16 protein-coding genes are annotated in these 15,203 nt (G+C 53.7%); 14 read left to right on the top strand and 2 right to left on the bottom strand.

Annotated elements, in window-relative coordinates:
• Window positions 1-22: 22 nt before the first annotated feature.
• The 6 genes from BMW84_RS05855 to BMW84_RS05830 all read left to right on the top strand — a co-directional run bounded on the left by BMW84_RS05855 (window position 23) and on the right by BMW84_RS05830 (window position 5,463).
• Window positions 23-1,276, top strand: a complete 1,254-nt coding sequence (locus BMW84_RS05855; RefSeq protein WP_091065451.1) for a methionine gamma-lyase family protein — start codon at window positions 23-25, stop codon at window positions 1,274-1,276.
• Between the two features lie 331 nt (window positions 1,277-1,607).
• Window positions 1,608-2,018, top strand: coding sequence for a MerR family transcriptional regulator (locus BMW84_RS05850; protein ID WP_019910684.1), 411 nt, complete (start codon window positions 1,608-1,610; stop codon window positions 2,016-2,018).
• A gap of 32 nt (window positions 2,019-2,050) precedes the next feature.
• On the top strand, window positions 2,051-3,379 hold the full coding sequence (gene glnA, locus BMW84_RS05845) for a type I glutamate--ammonia ligase (RefSeq protein WP_091065449.1): 1,329 nt from the start codon (window positions 2,051-2,053) through the stop codon (window positions 3,377-3,379).
• A gap of 262 nt (window positions 3,380-3,641) precedes the next feature.
• Window positions 3,642-4,724 (top strand): acyltransferase family protein, encoded by a 1,083-nt coding sequence (locus tag BMW84_RS05840; RefSeq protein WP_091065446.1) that lies wholly within the window; start codon window positions 3,642-3,644, stop codon window positions 4,722-4,724.
• Window positions 4,725-4,935: 211 nt separating this feature from the next.
• Window positions 4,936-5,163, top strand: a complete 228-nt coding sequence (locus BMW84_RS05835) for a hypothetical protein (protein ID WP_091065444.1) — start codon at window positions 4,936-4,938, stop codon at window positions 5,161-5,163.
• A gap of 87 nt (window positions 5,164-5,250) precedes the next feature.
• Window positions 5,251-5,463 carry a hypothetical protein gene (locus tag BMW84_RS05830; RefSeq protein WP_091065442.1) on the top strand — a complete coding sequence of 71 codons (213 nt, stop codon included), beginning with the start codon at window positions 5,251-5,253 and terminating at the stop codon, window positions 5,461-5,463.
• Between the two features lie 92 nt (window positions 5,464-5,555).
• Here the strand turns inward: BMW84_RS05830 and BMW84_RS05825 are convergent, their stop codons facing one another.
• Both BMW84_RS05825 and lexA read right to left on the bottom strand, forming a co-directional pair.
• Window positions 5,556-5,894 (bottom strand): L,D-transpeptidase, encoded by a 339-nt coding sequence (locus BMW84_RS05825; RefSeq protein WP_091065440.1) that lies wholly within the window; start codon window positions 5,892-5,894, stop codon window positions 5,556-5,558.
• 163 nt (window positions 5,895-6,057) lie between these two features.
• Window positions 6,058-6,684, bottom strand: coding sequence for a transcriptional repressor LexA (gene lexA, locus BMW84_RS05820; RefSeq protein ID WP_091065438.1), 627 nt, complete (start codon window positions 6,682-6,684; stop codon window positions 6,058-6,060).
• Window positions 6,685-6,909: 225 nt separating this feature from the next.
• Here lexA and BMW84_RS05815 point away from each other — a divergent pair, with 225 nt between their 5' ends.
• The 8 genes from BMW84_RS05815 (at window position 6,910) to BMW84_RS05780 (ending at window position 15,176) form a co-directional block, all read left to right on the top strand.
• Window positions 6,910-7,332: a LysM peptidoglycan-binding domain-containing protein gene (locus BMW84_RS05815; protein ID WP_091065436.1), complete on the top strand. Its 423-nt coding sequence runs from the start codon at window positions 6,910-6,912 to the stop codon at window positions 7,330-7,332.
• Window positions 7,333-7,437: 105 nt separating this feature from the next.
• Window positions 7,438-7,614, top strand: a complete 177-nt coding sequence (locus BMW84_RS05810) for a DUF896 domain-containing protein (RefSeq protein ID WP_091065434.1) — start codon at window positions 7,438-7,440, stop codon at window positions 7,612-7,614.
• Between the two features lie 89 nt (window positions 7,615-7,703).
• Complete coding sequence (locus tag BMW84_RS05805) at window positions 7,704-8,231, top strand: hypothetical protein (RefSeq protein WP_091065431.1); 528 nt, start codon at window positions 7,704-7,706, stop codon at window positions 8,229-8,231.
• Between the two features lie 45 nt (window positions 8,232-8,276).
• Window positions 8,277-9,062 (top strand): HAD family hydrolase, encoded by a 786-nt coding sequence (locus BMW84_RS05800; protein ID WP_091065430.1) that lies wholly within the window; start codon window positions 8,277-8,279, stop codon window positions 9,060-9,062.
• A gap of 154 nt (window positions 9,063-9,216) precedes the next feature.
• Entirely contained in the window at window positions 9,217-9,639 is a 423-nt protein-coding gene (locus tag BMW84_RS05795; RefSeq protein WP_175498687.1) for a FixH family protein, read from the top strand.
• A 62-nt stretch (window positions 9,640-9,701) separates the two neighbouring features.
• Window positions 9,702-13,139, top strand: a complete 3,438-nt coding sequence (gene metH, locus BMW84_RS05790; RefSeq protein ID WP_091065425.1) for a methionine synthase — start codon at window positions 9,702-9,704, stop codon at window positions 13,137-13,139.
• A 113-nt stretch (window positions 13,140-13,252) separates the two neighbouring features.
• Window positions 13,253-14,191: a ribonuclease Z gene (rnz, locus tag BMW84_RS05785; RefSeq protein WP_091065423.1), complete on the top strand. Its 939-nt coding sequence runs from the start codon at window positions 13,253-13,255 to the stop codon at window positions 14,189-14,191.
• Window positions 14,192-14,387: 196 nt separating this feature from the next.
• Complete coding sequence (locus tag BMW84_RS05780) at window positions 14,388-15,176, top strand: HAD-IIA family hydrolase (RefSeq protein ID WP_091065421.1); 789 nt, start codon at window positions 14,388-14,390, stop codon at window positions 15,174-15,176.
• Window positions 15,177-15,203 lie beyond the last annotated feature (27 nt).

Here is a 15,203-nt window from a genome sequence, read left to right as displayed (position 1 = left end):
ACTAAGGAGCGAAACAGGGGAAATGGCAGTTTTTGCAGAGGATTTGTTACAAGCGGCGGAAGCCGCGGAGTTGGAAATTGGACAAGCCGTCAAAACACTGGAAGGCATCGTTGATTACAACCAATGGAAGGTGATTGAAGCTTTTCAGAAGCGGCAGGTCAGCGATTTTCATTTTGCGGGATCAACGGGGTATGCCTACAACGACCGGGGCCGGGAAGTGCTGGATCTCCTCTATGCAGATATTTTCGGCGCGGAGGCGGCGCTGGTGCGGCCGCATTTCGCTTCAGGTACGCATACGATTGCAACGGCGCTGTTTGGCGTGCTGCGCCCGGGCGATGAATTGATGTATATTACGGGCCGTCCTTACGACACGCTGCACAAGGTTATCGGCAAGCCGGGCGACGGAACGGGCTCTCTTGCGGATTACGGCATTACTTACCGGGAGATTGCTTTGACCGGAGACGGCCATGTCGATTGGGATGAGGTCGCCTTGAATATCGGGGAGCAGACCAAAGTCATCGGGATCCAGCGCTCCCGGGGGTATGACTGGCGTTCTTCGTTTACCGTTGCCGAAATTGGTGAAATGGTGGACAAAATCAAAGCTCTGAAGCCGGGCGTCATTGTCTTCGTAGATAACTGCTATGGGGAGTTTACCGAGAAAATAGAACCGACACAGGCCGGCGTCGACCTGATGGCCGGTTCCTTGATCAAAAACCCCGGCGGCGGCATCGCCGAGACCGGCGGCTACATTTGCGGACGCGCCGATCTTGTCGAGCTGGCGGCATACCGCCTGACGGCACCCGGCATCGGCGGGGAGGTCGGTGCGATGCTCGGCACAACGCGCGGTTTGTATCAGGGGCTGTTCATGGCCCCGCATACGGTTGGGCAGGCGCTGCGCGGCAGCATGTTCGCCGCTGCCGTCTTCGCGCGCTGCGGTTTTACGACCAAGCCGGCGTGGAACGAGCCGCGTACCGATTTAATCCAGGCCGTGTCTTTCGACGGGCCGGAGCAACTGATTGCCTTTGTCCAGGGTATCCAGCGGGCCGCGGCGGTCGACAGCCATGTCGTGCCCGAGCCGTGGGATATGCCGGGTTATGAGCATCCGGTCATTATGGCGGCCGGAACCTTCATTCAAGGCGGCAGCCTGGAACTGTCCGCCGATGCGCCGATCCGCGCTCCTTACATCGGCTATATGCAAGGCGGATTGACGTATTCCCACGTCAAATACGGCGTGCTGATGGCTCTGCAGAGCATGCGGGACCGCGGGCTGCTGTAGCCTGCCAAACGGCGGAGCGGTAACTGACAGACTCGGGGAATAACCGCCCCCTAAAAAGATAGGAGAACCGTTAAGCCGGCGCTTGCCGGGCGATCTGCTTCGCCGGCAAGCGCTTTTTCACATAGAAAAGGCTTTCATGCAGTGCTTTGCTTCCAACTAACAGGATGTGTTATACTTCTGGAGTCCAGATTCCATAGAGCTTACATTTCTTTGAACCGTATTATGGCGTTGTTGAATAAAAGCTGTAAGTATATCTAACATACCATTGACACGCCAAATGAGGAAATGTACAATGAGATGAGAAAAAGATCATTGGAAGGTTGGATGAGTCATGGGTGATGAAATCCGCAGAAATATGGCATTATTCCCAATAGGAATTGTAATGAAATTAACCGATTTATCTGCAAGACAAATACGCTATTATGAACAGCACAGCCTGATCGTACCTGCGCGCACCTCCGGCAACCAGCGTTTGTTTTCATTTAACGACGTTGAGCGCCTGCTTGAAATCAAGGCCTTGATCGAGAAGGGCGTCAACATTGCCGGCATCAAGCAAGTCATGAATCCTGTGTCCAAGGAATCGGAAGAAGCGACGGTCATTACGCCGGATACCGAAGTCAGACGCAGAGAATTGTCCGATTCACAGCTTCACCGTTTGCTTAAGCAGGAACTGGTTTCCGGGAAAAGACCGGGACAGGTTTCGCTTATCCAGGGCGAGCTATCCCGGTTTTTCAATAAATAAACATAACGCACTCGTGAAAGGGAGAGGGTAAAGTGAGCTTTTCTAAAGAGGATATTTTGCGCATTGCCAAGGAAGAAAACGTCCGTTTCATCCGTTTGCAATTTACCGATCTGCTCGGCACGATCAAAAACGTCGAGATCCCGGTAAGTCAGCTTGAAAAGGCACTCGACAATAAAATGATGTTTGACGGTTCTTCCATTGAAGGTTATGTCCGCATCGAAGAATCTGACATGTACCTGTACCCTGACCTCAGCACCTGGGTTATTTTCCCATGGGTAACCGATAGCCGCGTCGCACGGTTGATTTGCGATGTCTATATGCCGGACGGCACACCGTTTGCCGGAGACCCGCGCGGCATTCTGAAACGCTGCCTGAAGGAAGCGGAAGAGATGGGCTTCACGGCAATGAACGTTGGACCAGAACCGGAATTCTTCCTGTTCCGTACCGATGAGAACGGTAACCCGACCAGAGAACTGAACGACCAAGGCGGATATTTCGACCTTGCGCCGATGGATCTGGGCGAGAACTGCCGCCGCGAGATCGTACTTACGCTTGAAGAAATGGGCTTCGAAATCGAGGCTTCCCACCACGAAGTGGCTTCCGGCCAGCATGAAATCGATTTTAAATATGCCGACGCCATTAAAGCGGCTGACCAAATTCAAACCTTCAAGCTTGTCGTGAAAACGGTAGCCCGTCAGCACGGCCTGCATGCAACCTTTATGCCTAAGCCTTTGTTTGGCATGAACGGATCCGGGATGCACGCGCATCAATCCTTGTTCAAAGATAACACCAATATGTTCTATGATGAAAGCGATGACCTGGGCCTTAGCGAAACCGCCCGTTATTATATGGCGGGTATCCTGAAGCATGCCCGTTCGTTTGCGGCCATCACCAACCCGACGGTAAATTCGTACAAGCGTCTGGTTCCTGGCTACGAAGCGCCTTGTTATGTGGCTTGGTCGGCGAGCAACCGCAGTCCGATGATCCGGATTCCGGCCTCCCGCGGACTCAGCACACGCATCGAAGTGCGTAATCCGGACCCTGCGGCGAACCCGTACCTGGCTTTGGCGGTTATGCTGAAAGCCGGCCTTGACGGTATCAAACGCCAGCTTGATCTTCCGGCTCCGATCGACCGCAACATCTACGTGATGTCCGAGGAAGAACGGATCGAAGAAGGCATCCCAAGCCTGCCGGCCGACCTGAAGGAAGCGCTGAACGAAATGATCCGCAGCCATGTGATTGCCGAAGCGCTCGGCGAGCACGCCCTGGCCCACTTCTATGAGCTGAAAGAAATCGAATGGGATATTTACCGGACCCAAGTGCATGAGTGGGAAAGAGATCAGTATATGACGCTGTACTAGGACAAATCCAAAAAGCCTTCGACACCATTGGTGTTGAAGGCTTTTTTTGAGGATACTAATAATTTTTTGAGTTTGAACACAATCTTCCAGGTTGCCGCGCTTAATATATTGTTCTATGGACTCGCAAGTTGTCCGTAAATCAGCAGCATAACCGCCCCTAAAGTTCCCAAAGAATATTTACTATATTCGATGCATATAATTCTCTCAAACTAGGCGTAACCGCGCTAGATGCGCCAGGGACGCCGGGAGAAGGTATGCGTCAATGGTGCAAAGACAGGAGACGATGGACAGCGCGAAAGGACTGGCGATTTTTCTGGTGGTGTTTGGCCATGCCCTTCAATATACGATAGCGCCGGCAGGCGGAGACTATTTTGGCAATCCGCTTTTTCAGGCTATCTATTCCTTTCACATGCCGCTCTTTATGTTGATCAGCGGTTATTTGGCTGTATTCAGCGTGCAAAACCGTACGCTTCACGCCAATCTCCGCAACAAAACAACAGGGATACTCGTTCCGTATACCGTTTGGACAGTAATTTTAGTGTTCATTTCGGCTGCAGCAAATATAATCGGGGTTGGAGGTATCCATCTGGGCGAGATCCCGTCAGCTTTGTGCTCCGCTTTGTTCCGCTCACCGGATTTGTGGTTTTTGTATGCGCATTATTTCATGTATTTGCTCTTGTTCTTGTCCGTTGCTTTGGCAAGATGGATCGGGCCGGCTGCATACGTGCTGATGCTGATCTTGCTGTGGACTGTTCCGGAACCCATTCATTCACAATATGGAATCTATTATTTGCAGTTTTTTTATGTGTTCTTTCTAGGCGGGTATGCACTGAACAGGCCGGCCGTAACTGAAATATTGAGGCCGATGACCCGAAAATGGACTGCCGTACTGCTCCTAATGGTTATTGCTTTGGAAGTAGTGCTCATTGCGGAATGGAATACGACGGATTTTATTTATGTACACAAAATGACGCTCGGTTCAGGCAGCCCGATCCTTGAAATGGCACGAATGGCTTACCGGATGGTCACGGGTTTCACGGGAAGCCTGCTGGTGCTGTATCTGTGCAAAGGACTGGTAAAAACAAAGCTGGGTCAACCGTTTATTCTGCTGGGACGTTATTCCCTGGACATCTATCTGCTCCAGCATGTGCTGTTTAATGTCGTGTATGAGCGAGTCTATCCGCTGCTTCATTGGAAGCTAAACGACGGGCAGGCGCTTTTTTATGGCTATTGCCTTTTCGGTTCTGTTATAGCAGTCAGCTGCTGTGTGGCTTTCTCTCAGGTTGTCATCCGACGCTCGAAGGGATTGAATGCGCTGCTGCTCGGAGGAAGAGGTAGCAAATGAAAACTCCCATTTAGGTATGCCGAAATGGATAAGCCATTGATAATATCAATAACATGCTTGAACAACCCTGCCGGTCCGGCGGGGATTTTTTGGCTTACGGGGAGGACAAGCATGGGATCCCGGACTTGCGTTCCTATCAGGTTTCCGCTATATTGTAGGTCTGGCATATTGTACGGAAAATAATCGTAGATAGAGACAAGGAGGAGAATCATTGAATTCAACCTATCGAGTACTGGAGACGAATGCTGACCTGCTGACAGCAGCGCTTTCGGAATCCAAGGTATATGTAGTCCAGCTCAAAGACGGTAAGCCGCTTGTCATCGCGGATTATGCGGGTCCGCTGCAAAAATGGACGCCGGAGACCGTTACCGTGGCCGGGATGGAGTACCGGCGGGACGCTTACGAGTTTCGTGTTCGTCTCGCTGCCGAAGAGAAATAAAAGATTGGCAGATTCATTCGTATAATCGCACAAGCCGAGCCGGTTGCGGCTGCATCTCTTATAGGAAAACGAAAAGAGGTGTGGAATATGGCTGCTTGCTGGCGTGTAAGACGTTCCATTATTCTGCTAAGAAAACAAAGAGCCGTGCTGCTTGACCGGCTGGCGGATATTCGGCATAATCTCCGCCGTGTGCCCAATCCGAGCGTGGCACGCACCGAACTGCTGGAAGCTAAAGCTTCCATTAAAGAAGCGCTTCGTTTGAACGCCGCGGTTATTCAGACCTTGCGCAACATCCCTTAAGGCTTCTCGGCCGGAAAAAAGATAAGCTTCCCGATAATCGGGGAGCTTTTTTGTGTCGCGCGATAGTAAAACAGAAGTTGACCGAGAGAAGATCAGGCCCGGATGGTGACGCGAGTGCCGATGGGCACGGTCGCGGCGAGGGAGAGGACGTCTTCATTATACATACGAACACAGCCGTGCGATACCATATGTCCGATGGAAGCGGGGTCGTCCGTGCCGTGAATGCCGTAATGCGGCTTGGACAGACCCATCCAGAATGCGCCGAACGGTCCTCCGGGGTTGGGTTGTTTGTTGATAATGGTATATTCGCCCACAGGGGAAGCTGTCAACATTCGGCCGATGCCGACCGGAAATCCGCGGGTGACCTGGTCGTTATCCAGCAAATAAAGCATGCGCTGCGATAGATCGACAATGATGCGGTAATTGGGCATGTTTATCCACGCTCCTCTCTTTGGAGCAATATATGTGTTTGTTGTGGCGCTTGTGCCTGCAGCCGAGAGTGAATAAAGAAAGACGCTCCGGCGTGAACGAACACGCGGGAGCGTCTGATGCAACAAAATGAAATATCGCGGAAGCTGTGCACTGCGTCTTACATTAATGGATATCGCGGAACAGTCCGATTACCCGGCCAAGAATCGTGACCCGGTTCAAGCGCAGCGGTTCGTACGTTGGATTCTCCGGCTGCAGACGAATGTGGTCGCGTTCCTTGTAAAAGGTCTTGACGGTCGCCTCATCGTCTTCCGTCATCGCAACGACGATATCGCCGTTATCGGCCGTCTGCTGCTGGCGGACAATGACGTAGTCGCCGTCCATAATGCCTGCTTCGATCATGCTGTCGCCGGAAACCGAAAGCATAAATACCTTGTTGTCGCCGACATAATGCACCGGCAGCGGGAAATAGTCTTCAATATTCTCGGTGGCCGTAATCGGAACGCCCGCGGTTACCTTGCCGACAACCGGCACACGCGCAACAGTCTGCACGAATTGATGCACATTCTCCGATTCTTCCTGACCGAGCAATTCAATCGCGCGCGGTTTGGTAGGGTCGCGGCGGATCAGGCCCTTCTTCTCCAGACGGTCCAGATGGCCGTGTACGGTTGAACTGGAGGCCAGGCCGACAGCCTCGCCAATTTCACGAACAGAGGGAGGATAACCCTTGCTGCGGACTTCGTTACGTATAAATTCCAGAATCGCCAGTTGACGGTTCGAAATCTTAGACATCGGAATCAACCCCATATCATATGTTTGGGAAAATTATAACATAGAACTGCCGTTCGTACAAACATAAGTTCTTGAACGGAAAGAGATTCGCAAAAGATTAAGAGAGTCTAAAAAACGTCCTCCGAAAAAATAAGGGAACAATTGTTCGAAAAAGGGATTGAACGAAACACATGTTCGTGTTATATTGTGAGTAGAACTAAGAACAAATGTTTGGAGGTTATGTACATGTTAAAATACAGCACCTACCGGAGCATCTACGATAAAGAGCCCAAGACCGGAGCTTCCGCTCCTTCAGGAGCCTTGTCTTCCATACAGTCCCTTAATTTCACTTCTGCAACTTCTACGGCATCGGCGATTGTCCGCAGACTGCTGCTGCGCGGCGGATTTATGAAGCTGGCATTGATTCTCATGCTTATTATCTCCGGGTTCACCGTTGTAAGTAATGTATTTGCCGGTTCGGTAACGCCGGTGAAGCAAGGAAAGCAGATCGTTGTAGAATATGGGGACACGCTATGGGGAATTGCCCAAGATAACAAACCCGCGGATATGCGGACGGTAGTATATATTGAAGGAATTAAACGCTCCAGCGGGCTGCAGAGCGGGGATATTAAGGCCGGAGATGTACTGACATTGCCTGTCTATGAATGATGGGTGAACAGATAGGCAGGATGCGAGAGCTTGCAGGGAGTAAACCTTGACAAGCTCTTTTTCTCATGGCAAAGTTAGTATGAATTTATAGGGGAGGGAATCGAATTGAACATTGACGATCTGGTCGCACGCATCAACGAATTGGCCCGCAAACAAAAGAGCGTCGGCCTGAACGAAGAAGAGCTTGCGGAACGTGCAAAGCTCCGGGAAATCTACCTTGGCAACGTCCGCCGCAATTTCCGCGCACAGCTCGATAACATCGAGATCGTGGACGAACCTTAAATGAGCAAGACACCGGCCTAAGCCGTTGTTTTTTTCATAGCATAAATTGATTTCTCGCTGATCACGGGAAACCTAGGGGGAACTGACAAATGGCCCGTTCTTGGGAAAGAATGGTTCAACGCAACCAGCAGCAAGTGAACAAGCAGCGCAAAAAGCAAGGCAAAGATTCGATTTACGCGGCAAAAGCGGCAGGCGCAACGAAAAACACGGATACCTTTAAAGGCCGGAACATTATTTTTCCGACGATTCTGGTGTTGCTCGGCATCATGTTCTGGGCGATCAGCGCCGTGGATTCGACCAAAGGCAGCGGTATGCTGACCAACTGGGTCGGTACGGTATTGTACTTCCTGCTTGCGGCACTGATGTTCTTCCGCCGTCCGTATTTGAAGGTGGACCGCTCCAGACTGTCGACGTTTAAGTTCAACCGGGAACGGGTGCTGACCGCAAATGAGATCGAGAAGATCATTTTGTCGCGCGGCATGGTTTCGATCAAATACAAAGGCAAACGCAAGCATTGGGTATTCACCCGGTTGACGAACCGTTATGATATCAAAGCCATGGGTGAACGGCTGACCGAATTTGCCAAAGTGAACCACATCGAGCTCGTGCATGAATAAAATTCGCTTCATATAAAAAGACAGGATAGGGAGAGGGAGACCATTATGCCGATTACTGCCGTACTTTTTGATCTGGACGATACGCTGCTTTGGGATGAGCGAAGCGTGGAGGAAGCGTTCCGCGCTGCGTGCGAAGCCGCCGGCCACGGGGTTGACCCTGCAGAGCTGGAGGCGGCTGTACGCCGCGAAGCGCGCGGCCTTTATGAATCGTACGAGACGTACGCTTTTACCAAAATGATTGGCATTAACCCGTTTGAAGCACTCTGGGCGAATTTTACGGCCGGAGAACAGCCGGAATTCCGCCAATTGGAGCAGCTTGCTCCGGTCTACCGCGAGGAATCGTGGCGGCGCGGCCTTGCCTCTCTCGGCATCCAGGAAGAGGGTCTGGCTCTCAGGCTGGCGGACACCTTCGCCGCGGAGCGCCGCAAACGCCCTTATATGTATGAAGAAACGCTGCAGGTGCTGGAGGCGCTGAAGGGCAAGGTGAAGCTGCTGCTGCTCACGAACGGCTGCCCGGCGCTGCAGCAGGAGAAGCTGGAAGGCGTGCCGGAGCTGACCCCGTTTTTTGACCATGTCGTAATCTCGGGAACGTTCGGCAAAGGCAAGCCGGATGTGGGGATTTTCCGCCACGCCCTTTCGCTGCTGGACATTCCGCCGGAAGAGGGCGTTATGGTCGGGGACAAGCTGACGACCGATATTCTTGGCGGTCTGACCGCGGGCCTGACGACGGTCTGGATCAACCGGACCGGCAAACCGGCTGACCCGGAGATCACCCCGGATTACCGGATTAGCCATCTGGGCGAGCTACTGCCGCTCATTCAAGGTCTTTAATACCATTAACCGGAGCCATATTGGCTTCGGTTTTTCTTTTTTTGCCAAGATGCCAGGTTCGGACTCTCGTAAAAGTGAATTTTGTGTGTATAATGGTAAAAATGATTCTTTGACGCCGGATGTAAGTTGTGCAGGCGAATGGGAGGAATGCCGGATGGTCGAAACGGTCAAACGATGGCTTTTAGGCGGATTCATGATTCTTCTCGTGGGCGGATGTTCCGCCGGAGGGACCGGTCATGAAGGAATGGCCCATAATATGTCGGGGATGTCCATGGAGCCGATCCATGTCGAGCTGAGCTGGTCACCGGAGGAAGTAAAGGCCGGCGAGCCGGTCACTTTTACGGCTGAGGTCACGCAGGATGGCCAGCCGGTGGATGATGCGAAAGAAGTGATGTTCGAAATTACCGACCAGGAGTCGGGAAAGGTCTTGGATAAGCTGCAAGGAACGCTTAAAGAGAAAGGGATCTACCAGGCGGATGGGAATATCGCTGAAGCGGGGTCTTATTCGGTTACCTCGCATGTCACCGCAAGGACGCAGCATTCCATGCCGACACTGACGTTAGCCGTTTCGCCGTAGACTTCCCCAATTCCCTTTATTCTGCTAAACTTACTCTAATGTTTTTACGGGGGGATACTGAAGTGGCAAAACTCACACTTGCTGAAAGCATGCAGCAGCGCATTCTTATTTTAGACGGGGCTATGGGCACGATGATTCAACAGGTGCCGCTTACCGCAGCAGATTTCGGCGGGGAGGATCTGGAGGGCTGCAATGAAATGCTGACCTTGACCAGACCGGATGTCATTCAGCATATCCATGAGCAATATTTAGCCGCAGGTGCGGATCTGATCGAGACGAATACGTTTGGCGCGACCTCGGTCGTGCTGGCCGAATACGACATTCCTGAAAAAGCGCGGGAGCTGAATCTGGAGGCGGCGCGGCTGGCCCGGAACGCGGTAGACAAATACGCAAGTAGCGAACGTCCGCGTTATGTGGTCGGGGCGATGGGGCCAACGACGAAGACGTTGTCCGTTACCGGCGGCGTTACTTTCGCGGAGCTGGTGGACAGCTATGAAGAGCAAGCGGTCGCGCTGATCGAAGGCGGCGTGGATGTCATGCTGCTGGAGACCTCGCAGGATACGCTGAACGTAAAAGCGGGAAGCATCGGTATCCGCAATGCTTTTGCCAAGACGGGCATTACGCTGCCGATCATGATCTCGGGGACGATCGAACCGATGGGTACGACGCTCGCCGGTCAGAATATTGAAGCATTCTATATTTCGCTGGAGCATTTGAATCCGATTTCGGTGGGACTCAACTGCGCAACCGGACCGGAATTTATGCGCGACCATATCCGTACCCTGTCCGATATTTCTTCGGCGGCGGTAAGCTGTTACCCGAATGCGGGGCTGCCCGATGAGAACGGCAATTACCACGAATCCCCGGATTCGCTGGCGAGAAAGCTCGGCGGTTTTGCAGAAAAGGGCTGGCTCAACATTGCCGGCGGCTGCTGCGGAACGACTCCGGAGCATATCCGTGCAATGGCCGATGTATTGGCTAATTACGAACCCCGTGCGCTTACAGGCGCCCACCCGCCGGCTTTGTCCGGCATCGATCCGGTCTACGTCGAAAACGAAAACCGTCCGTACATGGTCGGCGAGCGTACCAATGTGCTCGGTTCCCGGAAGTTCAAGCGGCTGATCGTCGAAGGCAAATATGAGGAAGCTTCGGAAATTGCCCGGGCCCAGGTCAAAAGCGGCGCCCAGGTGGTCGATGTCTGCGTGCAGGACCCGGACCGCGATGAAGCGGAGGATATCAAGAAATTCCTCGAACTGGTCGTCAAAAAAGTAAAGGTGCCGCTGATGATCGATACAACGGATCCGAAGGTTATCGATTTGGCGCTGCAATACTGCCAAGGTAAGGCGATAATTAACTCCATTAATCTTGAAGATGGTGAAGAAAAATTCGAGCATGTCGCTCCGCTGATCCATAAATACGGCGCAGCCGTGGTCGTCGGCACCATCGACGAAACCGGCCAGGCCATTAAAGCCGGGGACAAGCTGGAAGTGGCCAAACGCTCCTATGACCTGCTCGTGAACAAATACGGTCTGCAGCCGGAGGACCTGATCTTTGATACGCTCGTGTTCCCGGTCGGCACCGGCGATGAGCAATACATCGGCTCCGCCAAGGAGACGATCGACGGAATCCGTCTGATTAAAACGGAATATCCGCAGGTGCATACGATTCTTGGCATCAGCAACGTGTCGTTCGGCCTGCCGGAAGCGGGGCGCGAGGTGCTGAACTCGGTGTTCCTGTATGAATGCACTAAAGCAGGCCTCGACTATGCCATCGTCAATACGGAGAAGGTGGAACGTTATGCCTCGATTCCCGAAGAGGAACGCAAGCTTGCCGAAGAGCTGATCTACAACACCAATGACGAGACGCTTGCCGCATTCGTGGCGGCTTTCCGGGAGAAAAAGGTGGAGAAGAAAGAAAAGATCTCCAACCTTTCACTGGAGGAGCGTCTGGCCTCTTATGTCGTGGAAGGCACGAAGGAAGGGCTGATTCCCGACTTGAACGAAGCGCTGAAGACAAGCGCTCCGCTTGAGATTATCAACGGACCGCTGATGGCAGGAATGTCTGAGGTAGGCCGGCTGTTCAATAACAACGAGCTGATTGTCGCGGAGGTGCTCCAGAGCGCCGAGGTCATGAAGGCTTCGGTCAACCACCTGGAGCAATTCATGGAGAAAAACGAGTCATCCGTGAAAGGGAAAATTATCCTGGCCACCGTCAAAGGCGATGTACATGACATCGGCAAAAACCTGGTCGAAATCATTCTCTCCAATAACGGGTACCAGATTGTCAATTTGGGCATCAAGGTTCCGCCGGAGACGATCATTGAGGCATACCGCAAGGAAAAAGCGGATGCGATCGGCCTGTCCGGCCTGCTCGTCAAATCGGCGCAGCAGATGGTATTGACCGCCCAGGATTTGCGCAATGCCGGCATCGACGCTCCGATTATGGTTGGCGGCGCTGCACTCACCCGCAAATTCACCAAAACGCGGATCAAGCCGGAGTACGACGGGCTTGTGCTGTATGCAAAGGATGCGATGGACGGGCTGGATCTCGCCAACCGGCTGATGGACCCCGTGGAACGGGCGAAGCTGGAAGAAGAGTCCCGGATCGATGCCGAAGCTGCTGCGGTTGCCGCACCAAAAACGGAGCTGCCGGTACTGACGCGCGCCGTGCGCTCCAAAATATCGGCGGATGCGCCGGTATTCACCCCGCCGGATCTGGAGCGCCATGTGCTGCGGAACTATCCGCTCGGCCACATCGTGCCGTATGTGAATATGCAGATGCTGCTGGGGCATCATCTGGGAGTGAAGGGTTCCGTCGAGACGCTGCTGGCTTCCGGGGATAAACGCACGACGGAACTGAAGGAGACCGTTGACGGGCTTTTGCATCAGGCGATTATGGAGGGTACAATAACTCCAAACGCCATTTATCAGTTTTTCCCGGCCCAGTCGCAAGGCAACGATATTCTGATCTATGACCCGCAGGATCAAGCGAAGGTACTGCACCGGTTTACCTTCCCGCGCCAGAACGTCGACCCTTATCTGTGCCTGGCCGACTTCCTGAAGCCGGTGGAGAGCGGGATTATGGACTATGTCGGCTTTATGGCTGTAACCGCGGGCCAGGGCATTCGCGATCAGTCGAATGCTTTGAAGGAGAAGGGCGATTATCTCCGCTCCCATGCGCTGCAGGCCGTCGCACTGGAGGTCGCCGAAGGGCTGGCGGAGCGGGTGCATCATATGATTCGCGATACATGGGGTTTCCCGGACCCGGCCGATATGACGATGAAGCAAAGACATGGGGCGCGGTACCAAGGCATACGGGTGAGCTTCGGGTATCCGGCATGCCCGGATCTGGAGGACCAGGGTCCGCTGTTCAAACTGATTAAACCGGAGGATATCGGCATCGAACTGACGGACGGCTTTATGATGGAGCCGGAAGCGTCGGTTACGGCGATGGTATTCGCGCATCCGCAGGCACAGTATTTTAATGTGGAAAAGCAATAAATTAGCGATAACTTCAATTTCGTCGTTTCTGCTGCCGCTCTAGCGGTTCAGGAACGGAACCTCCCGGTCGCCGGGAGGTTTTCTTGATGATACAGAAGGAAAGGAGGACAGAAATGGAACTTTATTTTTTGGGCACAAATGCGGGTGTCCCGACCATTCAGCGGAACGTGACATCCATTGCCCTGCGGCTGCTGGAAGAAAGACGTTCGTTTTGGATGTTCGACTGCGGCGAAGGCACGCAGCATCAGGTGCTGCGCTCGCCGCTGCGCCTGGGCAAGCTGGAGAAGCTGTTCATCACCCATCTGCATGGTGACCACCTGTTCGGCCTGCCGGGCCTTTTGTCCAGCCGCGGTTACCAGGGCGGCATCTCGCCGCTGACGGTGTACGGACCGCCGGGGCTGAAGGTCTTTCTGGATACGGCGCTGTCGGTAAGCCAATGCCGGATTCCCTATAAACTGGACATTATCGAGCATACCGGAGGACTGGTCTTCGAAGACGACACCTTCAAAGTGGAGGCGCTCCTGCTGGAGCACCGGATTGACAGCTACGGCTACCGGATTACGGAGAAGGACAGTCCCGGCAGCCTGAATACCGAACTGCTGCAAAGCCATGGGCTAAAGCCTGGGCCGCTTTACGGCAAACTGAAGAAAGGCGAGGATATCACCACGGATACCGGAGTGGCCCTGCGGGCCGCTGACGTGCTGTTTGCGCCGAAGCGGGGGCGGATTGTTGCGATTCTTGGCGATACGCGGCCCTGTGCGAATGCGGTGAAGCTGTCGCAGGGTGCCGATCTGATCGTACACGAAGCCACCTTCGCGCATGACCTGGCCGAGACGGCGTACCAGTATCACCACAGCACATCCCGGCAGGCGGCCGAGTTAGCGCGGGAAGCAGAGGGGCGAGAATTGCTGCTGACGCACTTCAGCTCACGCTACACCTCGCCGGAGGAGCTGCTCCCTCTGCTGGAAGAAGCGCAGGAGATTTTTCCCAAGACGCAGCTGGCCGAGGAGTTTTGCACTTTTCCGGTGCTGCGCCGCAGTTCGGGGAAATGATTTTCGGAGATTAAATTATTTTCCGGGAAAGCGCAGGAAGTGACAAGATTGTGTCAAAAAGAGTACAACTAGCTAACTGTTCGCTATCTTTCGACGCTGTATGCAACCAATCTCGTCACTGCGGCTTGTTTGGCGTCGATCGGATGGCGGGAAATAACCGGCACGGCAGTAGTACATCATGAATGGAGGAACGGAGATGAAGGACATCGGAGCGCTGCTGATCGACCTCGACGGCACGCTGTTTCACGGCGGAATCATGATTAAAGATGCCGATAGACTGATAGCGGGCCTCCGCGTTGCGGGGGTCCCTTTCCTGTTCGTCACCAATAATTCCTCGCGGACGCAGGAGCAGGTCGCGGCCCATCTGCGCGGCATGGGCATCAAAGCAGAGGCGCATGAAGTATGCACATCGTCGCTGGCGTCGGCGCATTTCGTGGCGCAAGAATCGCCTGGGGCGCGCGTGGCGATACTGGGAGAGGAAGGCCTCCATACCGCATTTAAAGAAGCGGGATTATTCGTGGTCGACGAATCGCCGCAGGTTGTGGTCCAGGGGATTTACCGTGCCTTCGATTACGCCGCGCTCGCGAAGGCCTCCCGCTGGATCCGCGAAGGGGCCCGGTTTGTGCTGACCAATCCCGATCTCATGCTGCCGACCGATGACGGCGTGATGCCGGGGGCGGGTTCAATAGGAGCGGCGATCGAGGCGGCCAGCGGCATGCCGCCGGTAGTAATCGGCAAGCCGGAAGCGTACATGATTCGTTATGCCGCCGAGATGCTCGGCATCCCCGTGGAGCAGGCCGTCGTGGTCGGCGACAATATGCGGACGGATATATCCGCCGGAGGGAAAGCCGGGTGCCGCACTATATTGGTGCTGACAGGCATTACGACGCGGGATAACTACGAGGACTATGCAAAGCTGACAGGCGCCGTCCCTGACCTGATCTGCGAGGATTTAGCTGAACTCATGGTCACGCTCGGTGTATAATGGCAATTGTGACTACATTTACTTACT

This window comes from Paenibacillus sp. NFR01 (genome assembly GCF_900111565.1).
In the GTDB taxonomy this organism is placed as follows: Bacteria; Bacillota; Bacilli; order Paenibacillales; family Paenibacillaceae; genus Paenibacillus_AQ.
The sequence above is the reverse complement of the archived record's forward strand: the minus strand, read 5'-3'. Positions and strand labels throughout refer to the sequence as shown.

What these genes read in the sequence shown, in the direction of transcription:
- rnz (WP_091065423.1), top strand. Translation starts at nt 13,253, where the DNA reads ATGGAACTTTATTTTTTGGGCACAAATGCGGGTGTCCCGACCATTCAG.
- BMW84_RS05805 (WP_091065431.1), top strand. Translation starts at nt 7,704, where the DNA reads ATGGCCCGTTCTTGGGAAAGAATGGTTCAACGCAACCAGCAGCAAGTG.
- BMW84_RS05855 (WP_091065451.1), top strand. Translation starts at nt 23, where the DNA reads ATGGCAGTTTTTGCAGAGGATTTGTTACAAGCGGCGGAAGCCGCGGAG.
- BMW84_RS05800 (WP_091065430.1), top strand. Translation starts at nt 8,277, where the DNA reads ATGCCGATTACTGCCGTACTTTTTGATCTGGACGATACGCTGCTTTGG.
- BMW84_RS05780 (WP_091065421.1), top strand. Translation starts at nt 14,388, where the DNA reads ATGAAGGACATCGGAGCGCTGCTGATCGACCTCGACGGCACGCTGTTT.
- BMW84_RS05825 (WP_091065440.1), bottom strand. Translation starts at nt 5,894, where the DNA reads ATGCCCAATTACCGCATCATTGTCGATCTATCGCAGCGCATGCTTTAT.
- BMW84_RS05850 (WP_019910684.1), top strand. Translation starts at nt 1,608, where the DNA reads ATGGGTGATGAAATCCGCAGAAATATGGCATTATTCCCAATAGGAATT.
- BMW84_RS05830 (WP_091065442.1), top strand. Translation starts at nt 5,251, where the DNA reads ATGGCTGCTTGCTGGCGTGTAAGACGTTCCATTATTCTGCTAAGAAAA.
- BMW84_RS05795 (WP_175498687.1), top strand. Translation starts at nt 9,217, where the DNA reads ATGGTCGAAACGGTCAAACGATGGCTTTTAGGCGGATTCATGATTCTT.
- BMW84_RS05815 (WP_091065436.1), top strand. Translation starts at nt 6,910, where the DNA reads ATGTTAAAATACAGCACCTACCGGAGCATCTACGATAAAGAGCCCAAG.
- lexA (WP_091065438.1), bottom strand. Translation starts at nt 6,684, where the DNA reads ATGTCTAAGATTTCGAACCGTCAACTGGCGATTCTGGAATTTATACGT.
- BMW84_RS05840 (WP_091065446.1), top strand. Translation starts at nt 3,642, where the DNA reads ATGGTGCAAAGACAGGAGACGATGGACAGCGCGAAAGGACTGGCGATT.